The organism is Bacillus sp. MZGC1 (assembly GCF_002998605.1).
Classification (GTDB): Bacteria; Bacillota; Bacilli; order Bacillales; family Bacillaceae; genus Bacillus.
On sequence record NZ_PVRE01000003.1, the window covers coordinates 449,692 to 469,113 of the forward strand.

Here is a 19,422-nt window from a genome sequence, read left to right on the forward strand (position 1 = left end):
AATCGTTTGGTCTCTCTTTTAGGAGTCTTATCATCACTATGTCTCCCTGAATTATAACAGAGAAGACAGCATAGAAAAACACTAGTTATGTGAGGAAAGGTTGTTTTTTCTGATCTATAGGAGAAAATGAGGCAAAGTCAGCAAACGTTCTTTGATATTTATGGAGTGCATCTTCTTTTATCATCTTCGATACTACTTGTAAAAAGTGAAAAAAACTCCAGTCAATGACCGGAGTTTTTAGCAATTATTGTGCCGCAGGATATACGCTCACTTTTTTACGGTCACGACCGAAACGTTCGAATTTAACCGTTCCGTCGATTTTAGCGAAAAGAGTGTCGTCGCCTCCGCGTCCAACGTTTTCACCTGGATAGATTTTCGTTCCACGTTGACGATAAAGGATAGAACCACCAGTTACGAATTGACCATCAGCACGTTTAGCGCCTAAACGTTTAGACTCAGAGTCACGTCCGTTCTTTGTAGAACCTACCCCTTTTTTAGATGCGAAAAATTGAAGATCTAATCTAAGCATGAAGTTCACCTCCTATTTTTTTGTAGATATTCTCACATAATCGTGATAATCTCGTTCGATTGTCTCTAAGGAAACGACCATGCCTTCTAAAAGCAGCTGGGCTTTTTCAAAGGATACTGGATCTGTATCAGCTGGCAATTCAAAAGAGAAATAGCCGCCTTCTTCACCAATATCGAGCAGTGGATCCATTCCTGTCAGTGCAATAATTGAATTGACTGAGCCGAAAACAACAGCAGATACACCTGCACAAACGAGATCCTGACCTTTTTCAGCAAACTCGGCATGTCCAGTCATCTGAAAAGACGTAATGCTTTCATCTGCTGCCGACCGAGTAATGGTTGCTTTGATCATATCACTCACACGCCTTAAGCGTTGATTTTTTCGATAACAACTTTAGTGTAAGGTTGACGATGACCTTGTTTCTTGTGGTTGTTTTTCTTCGGTTTGTACTTGAACACAGTAATTTTTTTACCGCGACCTTGTTTTTCAACTTTAGCCGTTACTGTTGCTCCAGCAACTGAAGGGTTACCCACTTTGACAGTGTCTCCGCCGACAAACAATACGTTTTCAAAAGTTACTGTTTCACCTGCTTCAGCAGCTAGTTTTTCAACATAAACAGTTTGACCTTCTTCAACTTTTACTTGTTTACCACCAGTTTCGATAATTGCGTACATCTCTGCACCTCCTAATAAACTCAGACTCGCCGAATACAGGGGGCCTTAGGCTCTTTACACCTGCTTCGCGCGGTTGTAGCACGGGTGCTACATATCCATAACATTAAAAAATATATCAAATTAGACGCAGAATGTCAACGTATTTTCATCACTAGTACGGCAAAAGGAGCTCTTCCATTGAGGAGGTGGTTCTTCGATCTGAAAAATACGCATGGAGCAGTTCATTTTCGTCAAGCTGGCTCATTTTCACGCCATCTCTTTCAATAATAATCGGATGCTTACAGCCTCTTTGGAATCGCGCCATTACTTCATATACTTTTTCCTCAGCGCTCGCTCTCAGTGGAATAAGCTTTTCTACCTTTTGCTCTTTTTTACCGTAATAGCGTTCTAGTAAAAAGCGGACCCTGACGTAATGCCGCTGCCGGTGTTCCATTACGAGTGAATAGGCTAAAAAAGTGAGCAGCACCCAGCCGTTGAATTGCAGCGGCGCAAACAAAAGCAACCCTGCAGTCAATAGAACGAAAAAGACAAGTGAGCCTTTTATGGCAAGGGTATGTGCACGTTGGAAAGGGTAATATGCTGATAAGAGCAAAAAAAATAATTTCCCGCCATCAAGCGGCCAAATAGGCAAAAGATTCACAAGGAAAATCGCCATATTATAAAAAGTGAACATCGTAAAAATGTCGTGCGAAATAAGAGAAGTTTCCATGAAAAGCCATGCCATAAGCTGGAGCGGTACATGCTGGAGCGGCCCGCATAAAATGACCGCCAGCTCTTCCTTTAGCGGACGGTTCCCATGCTCTTCTACTTCTACCGCTCCGCCAAATGGCAGTAAAAAAATCCGCCGAATGCGCCAATGATAATAGCAAGCAGCCGCTGCATGTCCAAGCTCATGGACAAAGACGATGATGAGCAGACAAAGCAGCGGCTTGATTTGACCAGAGAGAATCGCAAACGCCATCACAATCCACAGCAGCGGATGAATGTGAATTTTCGTCAGCATGACCAGCCATCTATTCAAAGGTCATCACCTGAATAGGATCGATAAACTGTTCATTTTGCTTAATGGCAAAGTAATACGTGCCCTTTCCTTGATCATCAAGTGAGATCTGGCCAATTTTCTCACCCTTATCGACAAAATCGTATAAGGCCACATCGGCTTCCTTTAATTGACCGTACCAGCTATAGCTGTTATCCGCATGCTGCACGACCACTGTAAGCCCAGTGTCACTTTTCTTTTTTACCTCTACCACATAGCCTTCTTTCATACTGTCAATGGCTTCAGCCGATGTTTCGACTTTGACACCTGCTCCATTTTGCGTAAAGGATTCCTGCACTTTTCCAGAAGCAGGTACAGCCAGTTCTTGGTTCGCTTGTACATCTTTTTGGTCTGCCTTTTTGTCGGTTAAAAAGGCAAGGGGGTTTCCAACTGTTTTCTCAAACCAGTGATTGGCAGCAGCAAATTGAAAATCTTGCTCAAAGGTCTGCGTAATGATCGGCTTCAGCTGCTGAAACGGCCCTGCCTGACCTTTAAATGAAATGGCTGCAATCAACACAAGGGACGCAGATAATAAACATTTAAGCACAAAAGCATTGGGGTTAAATAACGGATGCCGATATTTCTTCGGCTGGTGAGACGACGACTCAAAGGAAGACGACCCTGAATGCTTTTCTTCCTCTGTCAGCATGACCCATGGAGGGATATCTTCTTTTTTCTTGAAAGTCGTCTTCTTAGGTGGAGCAGCTGGCTGCTTCGTTTTGCGGCGCTGCGCGATTTTCTTTCGGTACTCGTCCACTCTTTTCATGAGATCACCCTTTACATACAAACAGTTTGTACATTTTATGTGACGACCTCATCTGATATGCAACAAAAAGACCGATTCTCATCGAATCGGTCTCATCTTACTTGAATGCTTATGCTCTTACACCAAAAAATGCTTTCAGCTTCGCAAACATTCCTTTGTTTTCATCTTCAAATGATTGAAGCGGAACAGATTCGCCTAGTACACGGCGGGCGATATTACGATACGCAATCGATACTTTGTTTTTAGCATCCATGACAATCGGTTCACCATTGTTTGAAGCCTTAATCACGTCGTCATCATCTGCGACAATGCCAAGAAGGTCAATCGATAAGTGATGTACAACTTCATCCACATCCATTGAATCGCCACTTTTCGCCATGTGTGTACGAATACGGTTGACAATCAAACGAGGTGGTTCGATATCTTCTTGTTCTAACAAGCCGATGATACGGTCAGCATCTCTCACAGCTGAGATCTCAGGCGTCGTCACGACAATTGCCTTATCTGCACCAGATACAGCATTTTTAAAGCCTTGCTCAATTCCAGCAGGGCAATCAATGACGACATAATCAAAGTCTTGTTTCAATGATTGAATTAATTCTTTGATCTGCTCCGGCTCTACAGCCGTTTTATCGCTTGTTTGAGCAGCGGGTAAAAGATACAAAAGATCCTCGAAACGCTTATCTTTTACAAGCGCTTGGTGAATTTTACATCTTCCTTCTACTACATCGACTAGATCATAAATAATGCGGTTCTCAAGCCCCATCACGACATCTAGATTCCGAAGGCCAATATCGGTATCCACTAGACACACTTTTTTCCCTTGAATTGCTAGTGCTGTGCCTAAGTTTGCAGATGTTGTTGTTTTGCCAACGCCGCCTTTTCCTGAGGTAATCACAATAGCCTCGCCCAATTTCACATTCCTCCCTCAAGCCTTGTCAGATTAGGTCTTATATGAGCCAATTGCTGCAGGCGTTCAATGATCATGTTGCCATCTATATCTAAATAAGCACATTCCATTTCGTTTCCATCTTCTTTTTGATCTGGTGCACGGTTAAACACTTGTGCGATGCGAAGCTGAGTTGGAATCATACGAGATGCCGCAATGACAGCTTGTTTATTCCCATTACATCCAGCATGTGCTACGCCTTTTAATGCGCCGAGCACAAAAATATTTCCCCCTGCACGAATCGTTCCGCCAGGATTGACATCTCCTATTAATAAGAGATCTCCTTCGACATACAGCACCTGTCCAGAGCGCACAATTTTGGCTACAGAGGTAATTTCGGCCTCTGCTTTTAATCGTCTCGCCTCTTCAGTTGACATGACGTCACTTTCAATGGAGTGAATGACGAGATGTTCATTTTCAGAGACCGCTTCAGTCAAACGCATTTCCTGATCCTCTGTTAAATACCGAAAACCAAGCTTAATATGCACATTAACCTTATGCCCTTCTCTACCATCTGTATATTGCTCAAGTGAAAGAACCTCTCGCAAGCCAGAAAGAAGGTCATCAAACGAACAGTCATCATTTAACTGTAATGTTAATCCGTTTTTTGTACCTTTTATCGTCACATATTGCTGTTTTTGAGTTTTCAAGATGCTCACCTCAACAACATACTCATTTCGCCGTAATTGGACAAACTCCTGCTTTTATTCGTCGATCAGTCCTTGTTTCATATTGATGAAAAAGAGCCTAAGCGGCACAACAAGTATGAGAGACGCAGCAGTATTTAAAAGAATCGTTGGAATAAAGCGTTCGATGACATACGTATTAAACGGCATAATTCCTGGTTGAATTGTCGCTTGAACGCCGTATACATAAAACTCCATCACGGAAACAGCAATAATCGACAGAAAGACGACCACTAACATATTCGTTTGCAGAACTTTAAAGGCTTTCGCTAGCAAATAGCAGAGCGCTCCAAAGCCAAACATATGAACACCAAGTATGCCTGTATACGAAATATCATATAAAAGTCCAAAGATAAAACCGAAAATCACACCATATTTTTGATTCACAAAAGCAGTCATAAATACCAGTGCGAGTAAGATGAAATGAGGAGCTAAAATTTGATTGTCTGAAACAAATGGGAGCTTCACTAGATCGACAAAAATACTGTCAAATACGAAGATAAACAACATGACGAAAGCAAGAAGGACACGTCTCACGAGCCTTCCTCCTTCGTCAATTCAGATGCATCTGCCGTACTTGAGCTGCGATTCACCACAATCACGCGGTCTAAATTGTTGAGTTCGGCCGCTGGTTCTACATAAATAATTTTTGTCAGGCCGTAATGATCTGGTTCGATTTCACTCACCTTACCAATCGTCAAGCCTTGCGGGAATACGCCCCCTGCTCCAGATGTTTCAACAAGATCTCCTTTTTTGACATCTCCATCTGCATCAGATTTCAGAATATTCATTGTCAGCATTTTTTTCTTACTGTCATAACCGTTAATAATTCCGTTGAGTTCTTCTTTGCCCTTTTTCGCAAAAATTTTCGTTGAAATTCTATTATTTTGGTCCGTAGAGCTTAGCAACCTTACAGTTGAAGTAAAATTGTTGAGCTTATCACTTTCAATTTTCCCAATTAACGCACCACTCTCATTTGTGACCGCCATATCTTTGTCAACGCCTTGTTTTTTCCCTTTATCAATCATCACAAAGCTATCCCAAAGGGACGGGTTTCTCGCGATAACCGTTGATAGAATTGGCGTATAATCACGAATAGAGTTCACATATCCGAGCTGCTTGCGAAGCTTTTTGTTCTCATCTTCTAGCTCTTGAAGTTTCGCCTCATATTGAGTTTGTCCATCAAGTTTTTTTCGAAGACGCTCGTTTTCATCATATGTGTTCTTCAAATCTTGTACGTTCCCATAAATACCGGCAATAAATTGTGATGGTTTATGAAAGACACCTTGAAAAAAGCCTGTCGTATCCCCCACTAATTTTTCCGGCCATGAAGCACCTCTGCCGCTTTTCACTGAAAAACCAATCATGGCCACCAGTACGATGACACAGACAAGGAGCAACATTAATCTTTTATTCATAAAAAACTGCGGCATGTCTTACACCTCTTTATTTACGCCCGATTATCGATTATCTTTAGATTTTCCTTTGAACAAATGAATATGCTCTAGTGCTTTTCCTGTACCGATTGCCACACAGTCAAGCGGGTCTTCAGCAATAATGACTGGCATCTTCGTTTCATCACTAATGACTTTGTCAAGATTACGAAGCAATGCACCGCCGCCAGTTAAAACGATTCCACGGTCCATAATATCTGCTGCCAGCTCAGGCGGGGTTTTTTCAAGTGTCATTTTCACCGCATCGACAATTGTTTCCACCGTATCGCGAAGCGCTTTTGCAATCTCATCTGCCGTAATAGAGATCGTTTTTGGCAGACCTGTTAAAAGGTCACGGCCGCGAATATCCATCTCATCATGTACATCAGGCTGCGCAGAACCGATTTCCATTTTAATGGCTTCTGACGTACGATCACCGATCATCAGGTTATACGTTTTACGGATGTAGCTGCTGATCGCATCATCCATTTCATCTCCTGCCACGCGGATCGATTGTGATGTCACAATGCCGCCAAGAGAAATAATGGCTACCTCTGTTGTACCGCCGCCAATGTCCACAACCATACTTCCTGTTGGCTCCCATACAGGCAGGTTAGCACCGATCGCCGCAGCAAATGGTTCTTCAATCGGGTATGCGTCACGTGCTCCAGCTTGTCTTGTCGCATCAATGACTGCACGCTCTTCTACAGCTGTAATACCAGATGGTACACATACCATCACGTAAGGTTTGCGAGCAAAAAGCCCTTTGCCTTTTAATGCTTGATTAATGTAATATTTCATCATTGTTGCTGTCGTCTCGTAATCTGCAATGACTCCGTCTTTCATCGGGCGTAGTGCCACAACATTACCAGGTGTACGGCCAATCATGTTTCTAGCGTCATTTCCGACCGCCACTATAGACTTCGTATCAGTTTCCAAAGCTACGACCGAAGGTTCTCTTACAACAATGCCTTTTCCTTTAATAAAAACAAGCGTATTCGCTGTTCCAAGATCTATTCCAAGGTCTTTTGTACCAATTCCAAACATATGTATGTATCTTCCTTTCTTAAACCAAAATTCCCTTTAGGGAAAAACTCATAAACTCTATTATATCGTAAAACATTGAAAAAAAAAGTGTTACAAATACCCTTTTTCCTTCAAACTCACAAATTTTTGATCACCTATGACAAGATGATCAAGCAGCTGTATTCCAATCAGCTTTCCACATTCAAAAAGTCGCTGTGTAACTTCAATATCTTCTCTGCTGGGCGTCGGATCTCCAGATGGATGGTTGTGCACACATATAAATGAAGCCGCCGAACGTTTAAAGGCCTCTTTGAAAATTTCACGCGGGTGAACGATCGATGAATTCAGGCTTCCAATAAACACGGTATGTTTATGAAGAACTTGATTTTTGGTATTGAGATAAAGACAAACGAAATTTTCCTGTGTCAAAAATCTCATATCTTCCATCACAAAGTTCGCTCCGTCTTCTGGTGTGCGGATCACATAGCGGTTATCCGTCGTTTGATGGTGTAATCTAGTGCCGAGTTCTAAAGCAGCTAAAAGAGAAATCGCCTTCGCCTTTCCAACTCCTCGGATCTTCGACATTTCTTCAATTGAGGCTTCTTTTACAGAGCGAAGACCGCCAAATGTTTGCAGAAGTCTTGCGGAAATTTGGAGAACTGATTCTTTTTTTGTGCCTGTTCTTAGAAGGATCGCAACAAGTTCATGATTTGACAAACTGCTGGGCCCGTATTTGATAAATCGTTCTCTCGGTTTTTCATCATGAGGGAAATGCTTTAGCAGCATAGGGAAATCGTTCAGGATGACCACTCCTTTTAGAATTCCTTCCTGTCTTCAAAAAGGGGTGATTCCAAAGGTTTCAAGCACTCTGACTGTTTTCGCAATAGGTAGACCTACAACAGAAAAATAATCACCAGCTATTTTTTGAACAAACAGTGCGCCTTTCCCTTGAATGCCATAGCTTCCCGCTTTATCAAGGGGCTCGCCCGTATTGATATAGCGGTCTATTTCATTTTGAGTCAGCGTCCAAAATGTCACTTCTGTCTGTTCATAAAATGTTTCTTTTCTATTCTCTGACTGAACCGTGACACCCGTCAAGACTTGATGTGTCTTTCCTGATAATAATTGAAGCATGAAAGCCGCTTCTTTCTTATCTTTTGGTTTCCCAAGACATTTGCCGTCAATTGCAACAATTGTATCTGCACCAATGATCACAGCTTTAGGATTTAATCTTTGAATATCATTTGCTTTTTGTTCTGCCAACCATTGGACGTTCTCAGCAGGAGAAAGGTTTCGATTTATTTCTTCTTTTAAATGACTTGCTTGAATGTCATAAGAAAACCCTGCTAGATCAAGCAATTCTTTTCTTCTAGGTGATTGAGATGCGAGGATCAATTGGTTCATGTTTGTTCATCCTTTCAGGGTTTAGCCTAAGAAGTAAGATACCCATTCATCCTAGCAAATGTACATCTTACCGACAATCTACGAAAATTCATTTTTCATGTACCTTCATCATTATGTTGGATGTAAAAGAAAAAAACTAGTCATTTTTTGACTAGTTTCGTTTCTAAAAAAATGATTTTACGTATTTAATTGATCAAGCAGTGCCTGCTGAGATTTCCAGCCGTTTTCAGCAGTTGGGTCATTTAATAGCTGCACAGCTTTTAGCAAACTGCTTTTAGCCGATGCGTCCGCTGTTTTGGCACTTTCAAGCTCAGAAACCAGCTGCGTGACTTCCTTTTGATCCACTTCATCGCCGGCAATCACTTTAGAGGATAATACAGATGCCTTTTCTATTAAACTAGTCAGCTCATCCGGTACTTGAAATGAGAGCTCCTTTCCTCCCCACGCCTCAAAGTGCTGATCGATCAGCTTCTTCCCTACAGCGCTTGTCATTCCCTGCTCTGTCGCAAGCCCAGCAATGACATAATATCCATCATCCATTGAGACCTTTTTCCCTGCATACCCTGCATCTTTTAAACTGCCAACTAAGTCATCTGCTCCTTTTTCAGAAGAAAATTTCCCAGCCTGTACAACAAAGGTTGATAAACTGCCAGAGGCACTTTTTTCATCGTTGTTCTCTTTTGAGTCATCCGTAGTACCTGCTTTCGGCGCATCCCCTCCGGCTTTCATCGATGATTGATTTCCAGATCCAGATGCCGAGACACTGATATCTCCTCCTGATGGACTTGGTGTACCATCTTGACTTAAACTAAGCGCAAACACCCCAAGGCCTGTCCCAAGAACCACCGCAAACACAATCGTTGTCATCACTCTCTTGAAGGGGCCGCGGTTTTTACCAAACTTCTGATCAAAGGAGCCTTTTTTCTTTTGATAAGGCGTGACGACCTTTGGATCAGAATGATAAATATGATCAGCTGCATCATCCCACTGGAAATCTTCTTCTTTCGGTTTAGACGAATCTTCCTGAGAAGCCGCTGTCTCCTGTTCCGACTGCCTCTTTTCCTCCCAATTCGAAAACGTCACTTGATCTTCCTGCTTTTTTGGCGGCTGATGATCATCTTCATGCAGCATTTCTTCCTTGCCATTAATATTGACCTTGAGCCCTTGTTTTTTTGCCTGCCTCTTTTTCACTGTCATTCCCCGCTTTCTGACATGTTTGTAAGAAAGACCTTTCTGTCCAATGAATCAGCGCGAATTTAACCCGTCCTTCTTTCTGTTTCACACTTTAACATAGCAGTAAAAAAAAAGAACAAGACTTTTGTCGGCAGGGCAAAAAAGTGTTCGCCAATTTTTTCACCCCTTCGACTAGCCAAATAGAAACAAGACAGGAGCACCAAAGAGATACAGCCAAAAAGAAAAAGCGATCGCAGGAACAAAGGGGAATGGCTCGTCTAATTGAAAGGAAAAGACCTTCGCATAGACCATTCCAGCGATACATGAGAGAAAAAGCATGAGAAGGAACGGCTTGAATCCAAAGCAAAACGCAAGCAAACTGAACAGCTTCATATCAGCTCCGCCCATGCTATTTGGCTTAAAATAATCTAGACTAGAAAACAAAAGAATGCAAAAAATCAGAGAAGCCGCTCCTTCCCACCAAATAAGGAGCGGTTCCAGCGTGCGGTATATGACGAAAAGAGGGAAAAAGAAGAGAAACAGCTCGTTCGGCACCCTCATATAGAGAAGATCACTCACGACAGCAATCACGAATAAACTACAAAGAATCACAAGGAAAAGACCTTCAAACGAAAAACCAGCGATCCTATAAACGAACAAAAAAAGACCGCCTGTCAGCAGCTCAACCGTTGGATATAGCCAAGACAACCGAGTGCCGCAATGTTTACAAGACCCCATCCATACAACATAAGAAACGAGCGGGATCATCTCATGCAGGGAAAGCGGCTGTTTACAGACTGTGCAGTGAGAGCGAGGGAAGAGAATAGACCGCTTCACTGGCAGCCTTTCGCCAACGAGATGAAAGAACGACCCCATCGTGATGCCTGCAAGAAACAGAAAAATCTCAATCATATATAGTGCTCCTTCCGGGAATAAGATAGACCGGATTTTACCATGACCCTATCCACTAAAGCATCTAGTGAAAATATGATTTTCCCCCTTTTCTACATATAAAAAGAAAAAGACGCAGGAGGCATCAAAGCCATTTGCGTCTTTTCGTTACCCGATCATACGATTTCGTATATCTGAAATAAAATAAAGAGAGCCTGTCACAAGGAGCACCGCTGAAGGATCATCACTCTTTTTCTGAATCCATTCAAGCACTGCACGAGGATCATCATCATACGATTTTGCCTCTAACTGACTGCACGCATAAAGTTTTTCAGCTGATTCAGCTCTTGGAAAGTCAAACGAAACAAAATGAATAGATGAACTAACAGCTTCAAGCTTTTGAATCATTTGCTTGTACGGCTTATCCTTTAAAGCACTAAAACAAACATGCACTTGTTTACCAGAAAAATGAGCTTGTATCGTTTCAATTAAACGGTCGATTCCCTCTTCATTATGAGCGCCGTCTAAATAAACTGCTGGATGGTCTTTGACTTTTTCAAATCTTCCAGCCCAAACTGCATTCCGAATACCTTCATATACCGGTTCTTCTGTCACACTAATATAGCCTTCTTGCTCCAGCCATTCAATGAGTAGAACGGCAAGAGAAGCATTTTGCCGTTGATGCGTTCCAATTAATCCTGTTTCAAGCTGCGGATACTGCCTTTTTGATGTGTGTAACGTAAACCGTTCGCCTGTTTCTGTTGGCTGCTGCTCACCGAAGGTACAAGTATGCTGTAATGAGATGCATTCCGCATTCTTTTCTTTTGCGATGTTTTGAATGACCGCAAGTGCTTCCGGTTGATGAACAGCAGTGATCATCGGGATACCCTCTTTGATAATGCCCGCTTTTTCAGATGCAATCTGTTCAAGTTTGTCACCTAAAATTGCCATATGATCATGACCAATTGACGTAATCGCTGTTAAAATAGGTACGGCAACATTTGTTGAATCAAGTCTTCCGCCAAGCCCTGTCTCTAATAGGACAAAGTCTACTTGGTGCACATCGGCAAAATAAGCAAATGCACATGCGGTAATGATTTCAAATTCTGTTGCTGCGCCAAGCTCTGTTTGATCTAATTCATCAACAAAAGGCTTGACCTTATTCACCAAACTCAGCCATTCTTCATCCTGTATAGGCGCTCCGTTCACGCTGATTCGTTCATTGAACGTTAAAATAAACGGGGAGGTGAAGGTTCCGACCGAATAGCCTGCAGCCTGTAAAACGGAACGAGTAAACGCAATCGTTGAACCTTTTCCATTTGTCCCTGCAACATGCACCGCTTTTATGCGTTGTTCCGGATGGCCTAGTCTGTTCATCAGCCACTTCATTCTTTCAAGACCCGGTTTTACACCAAAGGCCAGTCTACTGTGAATCCACTCAATGGCTTCATGATAGGTTGTAAACAATGTCATCTCTCATTTCATACGAAATTTTCAAAAAAGACGACTCCATTTTGTTAGGAGCCGTCTTTTCAACTTTATGCTTTCAGCTCTTCAATCCGCTTTTGAACAGCTTCGCGTTTTGCGACATAATCACGTTCTTTCGCACGCTCTTCTTCTACGACACTTTCAGGCGCTTTTTTCATAAAGCCTTCGTTGCCAAGCTTTTTCTGGACGCGTTCTACTTCTTTTGTCAGCTTATCAAACTCTTTTTGCAGACGAGCAATTTCCTCATCTAAGTTAATTAAGCCTTCAAGCGGCAGAATGAGCTCTGCTCCAGAAATAACAGCCGTCATCGCTTTATCACTAGCTGGGACATCTGTGCCAATTTCAAGAACACTGGGGTTCGTGAAGCGCTCAATATATGAACGATTCTTCTCTAAACGTTCTTGTACATCAGATGTGGATGCTTTGATGTAAAGTTCGACTTGTTTGCTCATTGGTGTGTTTACTTCACTGCGAATGTTACGAACAGAGCGAATGAGTTCAACAAGCAGTTTCATGTCAGCAGAAGCTTGATCATTTGAAAGCTCCGGCTTCACCTCAGGCCAAGCTGCTACAGTAATGGACTCACCTTCATGCGGAAGATGCTGCCAGATTTCTTCTGTTAAGAACGGCATAAACGGATGAAGAAGTCTCATCGTTTGATCTAATACGTACGCAAGGATCGAACGAGTCGTTTTTTTCGCTGCTTCATCTTCACCATAAAGTGGAAGCTTCGCCATCTCAATGTACCAATCACAGAAATCATCCCAAATGAAGTTGTATAAATGTCTGCCCACTTCACCGAATTCATACTTGTCAGCTAGCTGTGTGACACTTTCAATCGTTTCATTTAAGCGGGTTAAAATCCATTGGTCAGCGACTGATTTTTCTCCAGTCAAATCAAGTTCATCATACGTTAAGCCATCCATGTTCATTAAAGCAAAACGCGATGCGTTCCAAATTTTGTTCGCAAAGTTCCAAGTGGATTCAACCTTTTCAAAGCTAAAGCGAAGATCCTGACCTGGTGAGCTTCCAGTCGCTAAGAAATATCTTAATGAATCTGCACCGTATTGATCAATGACCTCCATTGGATCAATTCCGTTGCCGAGCGACTTACTCATTTTACGTCCTTGTTCGTCGCGGATCAGTCCATGAATCAGAACGTCTTTGAACGGTTTTTCTCCTGTGAATTCAAGACCCTGGAAGATCATGCGAGAGACCCAGAAGAAAATGATGTCATAGCCTGTAACAAGCAGGTTTGTTGGATAGTAGCGCTTGAAGTCTTCACTGTCTGCATCTGGCCAGCCCATTGTAGAGAAAGGCCAAAGCGCTGAACTAAACCATGTATCAAGCACATCGTTATCCTGTTCCCAGTTCTCCAGATCTTCTGGCGCTTCCAGTCCAACATATACTTCTTTCGTTTCTTTATGATACCAAGCCGGAATGCGGTGTCCCCACCATAGCTGACGAGAAATACACCAGTCACGGATATTTTCCATCCAGTGTAAATACGTCTTTTCAAAGCGGTCTGGAACAAATTGAACTTGGTCGTCCCCATTTTGAAGGTTGATGGCTTCGTCTGCCAGCGGCTGCATTTTTACAAACCATTGAGTAGATAAATAAGGCTCAACGACAGCTCCGCTTCGCTCACTATGACCAACTGAATGCATGTGGTCCTCAATTTTGAACAAAATACCCTCTTCTTGTAAATCTTTCACAAGCTGTTTACGGCATTCGAAGCGGTCCATTCCTTTGTATTGCAGTGCATTTGCATTCATTGTGCCATCTTCATTCATGACAAGAATACGCTCTAGCTCATGGCGGTTTCCAAGCTCAAAGTCATTCGGGTCATGGGCAGGTGTAATTTTCACAGCTCCTGAACCAAACTCCATATCGACATAGTCATCACCAACGATTGGAATCTCTCGGCCTGTAATTGGTAAGACCACTGTTTTTCCAATCAAATGCTGATAGCGTTCGTCATCAGGGTGCACGGCAACGGCTGTATCCCCAAGCATGGTTTCAGGTCTTGTCGTCGCAATTTCAATTGAACCCGTGCCATCTGAAAGCGGGTATCTCAAGTGATAAAACGCACCTTGAACATCTTTATAAATGACTTCAATATCAGAAAGTGCCGTTTTCGTCGCTGGATCCCAGTTAATGATGTACTCTCCGCGATAGATAAGTCCTTTTTCATACAATTGGGCAAACACTTGGCGTACCGCTTTATTCAGACCTTCATCTAATGTAAAACGTTCACGTGAATAATCAAGACCAAGTCCCATTTTCGCCCACTGGCTGCGAATAAAGTCCGCATATTCTTCTTTCCATTTCCACGTTTCTTCCACAAATTTCTCCCGGCCAAGGTCATAACGGCTCACGCCTTCTTCGCGAAGCTTTGCCTCTACCTTTGCTTGGGTCGCAATACCGGCATGGTCCATTCCTGGAAGCCATAGAACATCATAGCCCTGCATCCGTTTCATACGCGTCACAATATCTTGAAGTGTAGAATCCCATGCATGCCCAAGGTGCAGTTTTCCTGTCACGTTTGGTGGAGGAATGACGACTGTATATGGATCTTTCGTTTTGTCATTTTGTGCTTCGAAGAATTTCCCTTCAAGCCAGTACGTATAGCGGTCTTTTTCAATCGCATTTGGATCGTACTTTGTTGGCATTTCTTGATTATTTGTTCCCATTTGTGTAACCTCCACATTTTTTCGGCTGATGAAACATAAAAAAAGCCTTTCCATCCTTATAAAAGGACGAAAAAGCTTTTTCGCGGTACCACCTTTTTTCATGGTACACATAGACGTGTCCCATACACTCTAAAGGATAACGGGGTTCTCCCGAATTTCTCTACTTGTTCATTCAAGAAATTAAGCTCACAGGCGACCTTCCAAACAAGTACATCCTAGGAAACCTTTCAGCTCATGGTCTCCCTCTCTTTAGGGTCTTGCTCGTACTCTTCCTGATCCACGCTTACGATATATCACGTTCATCAGCACATACTCATCTTTTATTTATATTACTAAATGCCTTTTGTTTTCGTCAATCATCTTTTCCGCTTTTCTTCTTCTTTATACAAATTGGGCAGGCACCCTTTGCCCTATTACCCATATGATAATAACAAAATGAAGAAGGAGGGCGTTTGCTTTGAAGAAGATCAATCCTTACACACTTCCCCCCTGGCTGAGACAAATTCGGGCAGTGGCCTCCCAAGTCGTTCTCCCGATTGCGATATTTCAAGGGTTTCGTACGATCATTTTCCCCACGACATTTGACGTCCTCATCCTAGGTATTTTGATTTTTCTCGCCTGCGCCTTTCACCTTGATTGGTTTTAAACTCGCGCTTATGTAACGGCCAATATGAACACAAAATAACCTCGTCATTCCGCTGATGACGAGGCACTTTGTTCTTCTTCAAGCCGTCTAGCCTGCTCAATCTCATGAATCTTCATGACGATCGGCTCTGAATTTTTCATCTGCCAATACGCTCTTAACAGCCGCTGACAGCTCTCCATTTCATCCTGCCCGCCTGCTTCATAGGCTTTTACTGTATCAAACAGACCTTGCGGATAAGCAAGGTAACTAAGAAACAAATGCAGCTCTTCCTCCCGAAGAGGATTTCCTTTTTGGTACGTATAAAACAAGGAAGTGCATTCAGGACAAGACGTAGGATAGGTTTTGAATGTCCGAAAGTAAAAGGTTAGAAGGTCATAAATGGGGGCGGCTTTTTTAGACCGCTCAAAATTGGTGAAATGTCCTGTGCCCACATCATTATACAAAAAGTGATGAATCGACAGCTGCCCATGATTTAACACAACACGTGTTGTCTCTTGATCTTTCATTTCTTCATGCCAATCTTCTAATCGTTCAAGCGCAAATTCGCTGGCAGACATCGCCTCTGAAAAATACATCGCAGCAGCCAGCTCAAATGGTGACATATACCAAGTCTGCTCTGCCCGCTCTATGAATCGTTCATACATGTCTTTCTCTGTTTCCCATTTGGTCTTGATTTGTGTGTAGTGCGCTTCTATCTCTTGCTCTGTGATATCCATCATCACTTCAGTCCGCTTATGAAGTCTTGCAATCTCTTGAAATAAATATTCATGTTTATCGTCCTGCTCTTCTCTCTTTTCATTCGTCAGCCACGGCATGAGATAGTATGCGTACTGGCTTTCTCGATGACTTGAGAAAAAAGAACCGCTCTTCGTCCGATAAATCGGCACAAAAGAGCGATAGCCCTTTGATTCTAGTTCAAGCATTTGCTCTGTAAACTGCATATGTCGATTGGCTTTTACTCGCTTTAGGGCAAATATGCCCTGCTTTGTATATACTTTGACAACAGCAGGACTGACAGGTTCAATGTATTCCGCCTCAAGCCCGTATTCGTATAGGATAGATTGGATTTCATCCACGTTCACTCACCACATTTTCTCGGTCGGTCATCGCTTGTTATGCATTGCTTTTTTGATATTCAGGAATATAAAGAATCTGCCCTTCTTCAAGCTCCGCATCAACCGATAATGAGTTTGTGCGAAGGAGCTGCTGCACATTCAACTGATATCGCTCACAAATAAGATCGACCGTATCTTCTTGCTGAACTATACATATTTTCATGCGAGAAAAATCTTCCTCCTCCTGCTTAGCAAATAGCTTTGTTAAATAAAGAGAGTTCTCACTGCCAGACGTTTCTCTCTCGTCATATTCAGGCTCCTCTTCTTCTTGAGCTGACTCATATACTTTTGGTGCTTCTCGTTCATATAACCGTCCGAGCTGGTTCGTATCATCCTGTTCCTGTTCCTCTTGCTCCTCTTCTACGTGGTAAGTGGGTGATTCAAATATTGGATACGGCTGAACCGTTTCTTCCAGCTCTTCGGCTGCTTCCGGATCTTTTCTCACTTCCACCTCAAAGAACGTATCTTCCCGCTTCTCTTCTTCTAAGAGCTTAGGCGGTTCAAAAAATGGTGGTTCTTGCACCTGAGCTTCAGGTAAGGAGCGATAACCAAGCGCCACTTCTTCTTGGCTCTCCGTTTCCTCCAGTTCTTCCGATTCTTCCGGTTCTTCGGTTTCTCCCTCTTCTTCCCTACTCATCAGCTCTATCTCAATTTCTTCTTCCTGTTCTTCTTGCTGTTCTTCTTGCTCGGCGCGTGTGTCATGCTGTAATACAGCCTGTTCCTCATATTCTTGGCTCTCCGTTTCCTCCAGTTCTTCCGATTCTTCCAGTTCTTCGGTTTCTCCCTCTTCTTCCCTACTCACCAGCTCTATCTCAATTTCTTCTTCCCGTTCTTCTTCCTGTTCTTCTTGCTCGGCGCGTGTATCATGCTGTAATACAGCCTGTTCCTCATAGACCTCACGTTCATTGCCTTGCAGCTCTTCTTGTTCCTCATGCTCTGGCTGCAGCTGATAATTGTAGGTCACATCGCCATATTCTTCTTCAGGACGATGGACAAATTCATACGGCTCCTCTACCTCTACAGGCGCTTGAGGCATTTTCTCGTCTAATAGACCCTCAATCGCCAGATCAGCTTGAATGGTGAGCAAACGATTTTCTGTCAGCTGGTAATCAAACGCATCAATAAACACAAACACATCATTTAAATGACTGATTTTATTCTTAGGGATGGTGATATCAACCGGGAATTGATGCAGAAGCTCCGCCGTTCCGTCTTCTCTTACCTTCACCTCATCAGCTTCCCTATATGATGCATAGGAACTCAATTCACCCAATAGCTCCTCTTGATTTATGTTGTATTCTCCTGTTAGCTCGAGTGAACCTCTAATCGAAACATAATCATTCACTTCTTGAACGAGAATGTCAGGATCGAGAGAAATTGACAGCAGCTCACTGACTTCCTGTCCGCTTTTGAAATAAATGGATTCTTCTACCGAAAACTGTAATCGATTGTTTTGAGACAAGTCGGTGTCCTCCTTTCATCTAATCCTTCAAAATAAAATTAGATGTCAATACAGATGTATGTGAGAGGCAGTGAAAATATGATTGGTTTTCAGCAACACAAAAAAGCCGATATGTCCCCATACCGGCTTTCGTTTATCGACGCAGTTTTTGAAATACCTTTTCCACTGTCTCAATCGTATATTCGATGTCTTCATCTGTATGAGCTGTTGACAGGAACAGTCCTTCGAATTGAGAAGGAGGAAGGAAGATGCCGCGATCCGCCATTTCCTTGTAAAATTCAGCGAATAAAGCGAGATCAGCGGTTTTTGCTTTGTCATAATTGACCACTTCTTCATTTGTAAAGAAGAATCCAATCATCGAACCCGCACGGTTAAACGTTAATGGAATTCCGTGTACTTTCGCCGCTTTTGAAATGCCTTCTTCCAGCCGGTCTCCTTTTCGTCTAAACTCTTCATAAGACTCAGGTGTCAGCTGTTTTAAGGTTTCTAAGCCTGCTGTCATCGCAAGAGGGTTACCAGATAACGTTCCTGCTTGATAAATTGGACCGCTTGGTGCAATTTGTCTCATGATATCCGCTCTTCCGCCATAAGCACCGACCGGGAGACCGCCTCCGATCACTTTACCAAGGCACGTCAGATCAGGTGTGATGCCAAAATAGCCTTGCGCGCAGTGATAATCCACACGGAAGCCAGTCATGACCTCATCAAAAATGAGTAAAGCTCCGTATTGCTCCGTGATGTCTCTCAGCCCTTGTAAGAAACCTTCTTGCGGAGGAACAACCCCCATATTTCCTGCAACCGGCTCGACAATGACACCTGCAATATCGTCTCCAAACTCCTGAAAAGCAACTTGAATGCTCTCTAAATCATTGTACGGCACTGTGATCGTGTTGCTTGCAGTCCCTTCAGGTACACCTGGGCTATCTGGAAGCCCTAGCGTTGCGACACCTGAACCCGCTTTAATGAGCAAAGAATCGCCGTGGCCATGATAGCAGCCTTCAAATTTCACAATTTTATTTCTGCCTGTAAAGCCGCGAGCTAGACGAAGTGCACTCATGGTCGCCTCTGTACCAGAGCTGACCATACGAATGACTTCGATGGAAGGAACTCGCTCTGATACAAGCTTAGCTAATTCATTTTCAACTAACGTGGAAGCTCCAAAGCTTGTCCCCTGTTCCGCAACTCGTTGAATGCTTTCAACCACACGGTCATTCGTATGCCCTAAAATAAGTGGTCCCCATGATAAGACATAATCGATGTATTCATTTCCATCAATATCATATATCTTGGCGCCTTTGCCTCGTTCCATAAAAATCGGGTCTGTGTTAACTGATTTAAATGCACGCACAGGGCTGTTGACACCACCAGGCATTAAATGCTGCGCTTCTTCAAATGCTTGCTTTGATTTTTCATAGCTACGTCCCATTTCAACGTCCTCCTGTCTATCC

Annotated in this window: 20 protein-coding genes and 2 other annotated features; of the genes, 1 reads left to right on the forward strand and 19 read right to left on the reverse strand. The window is 42.9% G+C overall.

The annotated features are described in order from the left end of the window. Positions 1-244: 244 nt before the first annotated feature. From rpmA to C6Y06_RS11835, 16 genes are all read right to left on the reverse strand, one after another. Entirely contained in the window at positions 245-529 is a 285-nt protein-coding gene (rpmA, locus tag C6Y06_RS11760) for a 50S ribosomal protein L27 (RefSeq protein ID WP_003216586.1), read from the reverse strand. 12 nt (positions 530-541) lie between these two features. After that, the gene (locus C6Y06_RS11765) at positions 542-880 is read right to left on the reverse strand and encodes a ribosomal-processing cysteine protease Prp (protein ID WP_034661634.1); all 339 of its coding nucleotides are present in this window, start codon (positions 878-880) and stop codon (positions 542-544) included. A 14-nt stretch (positions 881-894) separates the two neighbouring features. Then, positions 895-1,203, reverse strand: a complete 309-nt coding sequence (gene rplU / locus C6Y06_RS11770) for a 50S ribosomal protein L21 (protein ID WP_003216781.1) — start codon at positions 1,201-1,203, stop codon at positions 895-897. A gap of 12 nt (positions 1,204-1,215) precedes the next feature. Next, positions 1,216-1,288, reverse strand: a sequence feature (ribosomal protein L21 leader region). A gap of 66 nt (positions 1,289-1,354) precedes the next feature. Further along, complete coding sequence (locus C6Y06_RS11775; protein ID WP_060596886.1) at positions 1,355-2,224, reverse strand: M50 family metallopeptidase; 870 nt, start codon at positions 2,222-2,224, stop codon at positions 1,355-1,357. After that, positions 2,217-3,008, reverse strand: coding sequence for a M23 family metallopeptidase (locus C6Y06_RS11780; protein ID WP_034661641.1), 792 nt, complete (start codon positions 3,006-3,008; stop codon positions 2,217-2,219). The genes C6Y06_RS11775 and C6Y06_RS11780 overlap by 8 nt, the downstream gene beginning before the upstream one ends. Positions 3,009-3,117: 109 nt before the next feature. Further along, positions 3,118-3,921, reverse strand: coding sequence for a septum site-determining protein MinD (gene minD / locus C6Y06_RS11785; protein WP_003216504.1), 804 nt, complete (start codon positions 3,919-3,921; stop codon positions 3,118-3,120). Positions 3,922-3,923: 2 nt separating this feature from the next. Further along, entirely contained in the window at positions 3,924-4,607 is a 684-nt protein-coding gene (minC, locus tag C6Y06_RS11790) for a septum site-determining protein MinC (RefSeq protein ID WP_106036927.1), read from the reverse strand. A gap of 54 nt (positions 4,608-4,661) precedes the next feature. Continuing rightward, positions 4,662-5,180, reverse strand: coding sequence for a rod shape-determining protein MreD (gene mreD / locus C6Y06_RS11795; RefSeq protein WP_034661648.1), 519 nt, complete (start codon positions 5,178-5,180; stop codon positions 4,662-4,664). After that, positions 5,177-6,076, reverse strand: a complete 900-nt coding sequence (gene mreC / locus C6Y06_RS11800) for a rod shape-determining protein MreC (RefSeq protein WP_003216396.1) — start codon at positions 6,074-6,076, stop codon at positions 5,177-5,179. The genes mreD and mreC overlap by 4 nt, the downstream gene beginning before the upstream one ends. Positions 6,077-6,103: 27 nt before the next feature. Beyond that, positions 6,104-7,123: a rod shape-determining protein gene (locus C6Y06_RS11805; RefSeq protein ID WP_012010766.1), complete on the reverse strand. Its 1,020-nt coding sequence runs from the start codon at positions 7,121-7,123 to the stop codon at positions 6,104-6,106. Positions 7,124-7,213: 90 nt separating this feature from the next. Continuing rightward, positions 7,214-7,888 carry a RadC family protein gene (gene radC / locus C6Y06_RS11810; protein WP_034662037.1) on the reverse strand — a complete coding sequence of 225 codons (675 nt, stop codon included), beginning with the start codon at positions 7,886-7,888 and terminating at the stop codon, positions 7,214-7,216. Positions 7,889-7,936: 48 nt separating this feature from the next. Continuing rightward, positions 7,937-8,506, reverse strand: coding sequence for a Maf family protein (locus C6Y06_RS11815; protein ID WP_106036928.1), 570 nt, complete (start codon positions 8,504-8,506; stop codon positions 7,937-7,939). Positions 8,507-8,683: 177 nt separating this feature from the next. Next, positions 8,684-9,703 (reverse strand): SPOR domain-containing protein, encoded by a 1,020-nt coding sequence (locus C6Y06_RS11820; protein ID WP_060596888.1) that lies wholly within the window; start codon positions 9,701-9,703, stop codon positions 8,684-8,686. Between the two features lie 168 nt (positions 9,704-9,871). Further along, complete coding sequence (locus C6Y06_RS11825) at positions 9,872-10,591, reverse strand: prepilin peptidase (RefSeq protein ID WP_106036929.1); 720 nt, start codon at positions 10,589-10,591, stop codon at positions 9,872-9,874. A gap of 147 nt (positions 10,592-10,738) precedes the next feature. Continuing rightward, entirely contained in the window at positions 10,739-12,037 is a 1,299-nt protein-coding gene (locus C6Y06_RS11830) for a bifunctional folylpolyglutamate synthase/dihydrofolate synthase (RefSeq protein ID WP_317615042.1), read from the reverse strand. A 71-nt stretch (positions 12,038-12,108) separates the two neighbouring features. Then, positions 12,109-14,751 carry a valine--tRNA ligase gene (locus C6Y06_RS11835; RefSeq protein WP_106036931.1) on the reverse strand — a complete coding sequence of 881 codons (2,643 nt, stop codon included), beginning with the start codon at positions 14,749-14,751 and terminating at the stop codon, positions 12,109-12,111. Positions 14,752-14,810: 59 nt separating this feature from the next. Further along, positions 14,811-15,040, reverse strand: a binding site (T-box leader). Between the two features lie 168 nt (positions 15,041-15,208). On the opposite strand from C6Y06_RS11835, the gene C6Y06_RS11840 reads away from it, so the two are divergent. After that, the gene (locus C6Y06_RS11840; RefSeq protein ID WP_003216497.1) at positions 15,209-15,397 is read left to right on the forward strand and encodes a hypothetical protein; all 189 of its coding nucleotides are present in this window, start codon (positions 15,209-15,211) and stop codon (positions 15,395-15,397) included. A gap of 44 nt (positions 15,398-15,441) precedes the next feature. On the opposite strand, the gene ysxE is transcribed toward C6Y06_RS11840, so the two are convergent. From ysxE to hemL, 3 genes are all read right to left on the reverse strand, one after another. Continuing rightward, positions 15,442-16,473, reverse strand: coding sequence for a spore coat protein YsxE (gene ysxE, locus C6Y06_RS11845; protein WP_060596890.1), 1,032 nt, complete (start codon positions 16,471-16,473; stop codon positions 15,442-15,444). Between the two features lie 37 nt (positions 16,474-16,510). After that, complete coding sequence (locus tag C6Y06_RS11850) at positions 16,511-17,974, reverse strand: LysM peptidoglycan-binding domain-containing protein (RefSeq protein ID WP_106036932.1); 1,464 nt, start codon at positions 17,972-17,974, stop codon at positions 16,511-16,513. Between the two features lie 133 nt (positions 17,975-18,107). After that, positions 18,108-19,400 carry a glutamate-1-semialdehyde 2,1-aminomutase gene (gene hemL / locus C6Y06_RS11855; RefSeq protein WP_034661671.1) on the reverse strand — a complete coding sequence of 431 codons (1,293 nt, stop codon included), beginning with the start codon at positions 19,398-19,400 and terminating at the stop codon, positions 18,108-18,110. Positions 19,401-19,422 lie beyond the last annotated feature (22 nt).

Bases quoted from the DNA above. Each gene is read 5' to 3' on its own strand.
- rpmA (WP_003216586.1), bottom strand. From the start codon at position 529: ATGCTTAGATTAGATCTTCAATTTTTCGCATCTAAAAAAGGGGTAGGT.
- C6Y06_RS11765 (WP_034661634.1), bottom strand. From the start codon at position 880: ATGATCAAAGCAACCATTACTCGGTCGGCAGCAGATGAAAGCATTACG.
- rplU (WP_003216781.1), bottom strand. From the start codon at position 1,203: ATGTACGCAATTATCGAAACTGGTGGTAAACAAGTAAAAGTTGAAGAA.
- C6Y06_RS11780 (WP_034661641.1), bottom strand. From the start codon at position 3,008: ATGAAAAGAGTGGACGAGTACCGAAAGAAAATCGCGCAGCGCCGCAAA.
- mreC (WP_003216396.1), bottom strand. From the start codon at position 6,076: ATGCCGCAGTTTTTTATGAATAAAAGATTAATGTTGCTCCTTGTCTGT.
- C6Y06_RS11805 (WP_012010766.1), bottom strand. From the start codon at position 7,123: ATGTTTGGAATTGGTACAAAAGACCTTGGAATAGATCTTGGAACAGCG.
- radC (WP_034662037.1), bottom strand. From the start codon at position 7,888: ATGCTGCTAAAGCATTTCCCTCATGATGAAAAACCGAGAGAACGATTT.
- C6Y06_RS11815 (WP_106036928.1), bottom strand. From the start codon at position 8,506: ATGAACCAATTGATCCTCGCATCTCAATCACCTAGAAGAAAAGAATTG.
- C6Y06_RS11820 (WP_060596888.1), bottom strand. From the start codon at position 9,703: ATGACAGTGAAAAAGAGGCAGGCAAAAAAACAAGGGCTCAAGGTCAAT.
- C6Y06_RS11825 (WP_106036929.1), bottom strand. From the start codon at position 10,591: ATGATTGAGATTTTTCTGTTTCTTGCAGGCATCACGATGGGGTCGTTC.
- C6Y06_RS11835 (WP_106036931.1), bottom strand. From the start codon at position 14,751: ATGGGAACAAATAATCAAGAAATGCCAACAAAGTACGATCCAAATGCG.
- hemL (WP_034661671.1), bottom strand. From the start codon at position 19,400: ATGGGACGTAGCTATGAAAAATCAAAGCAAGCATTTGAAGAAGCGCAG.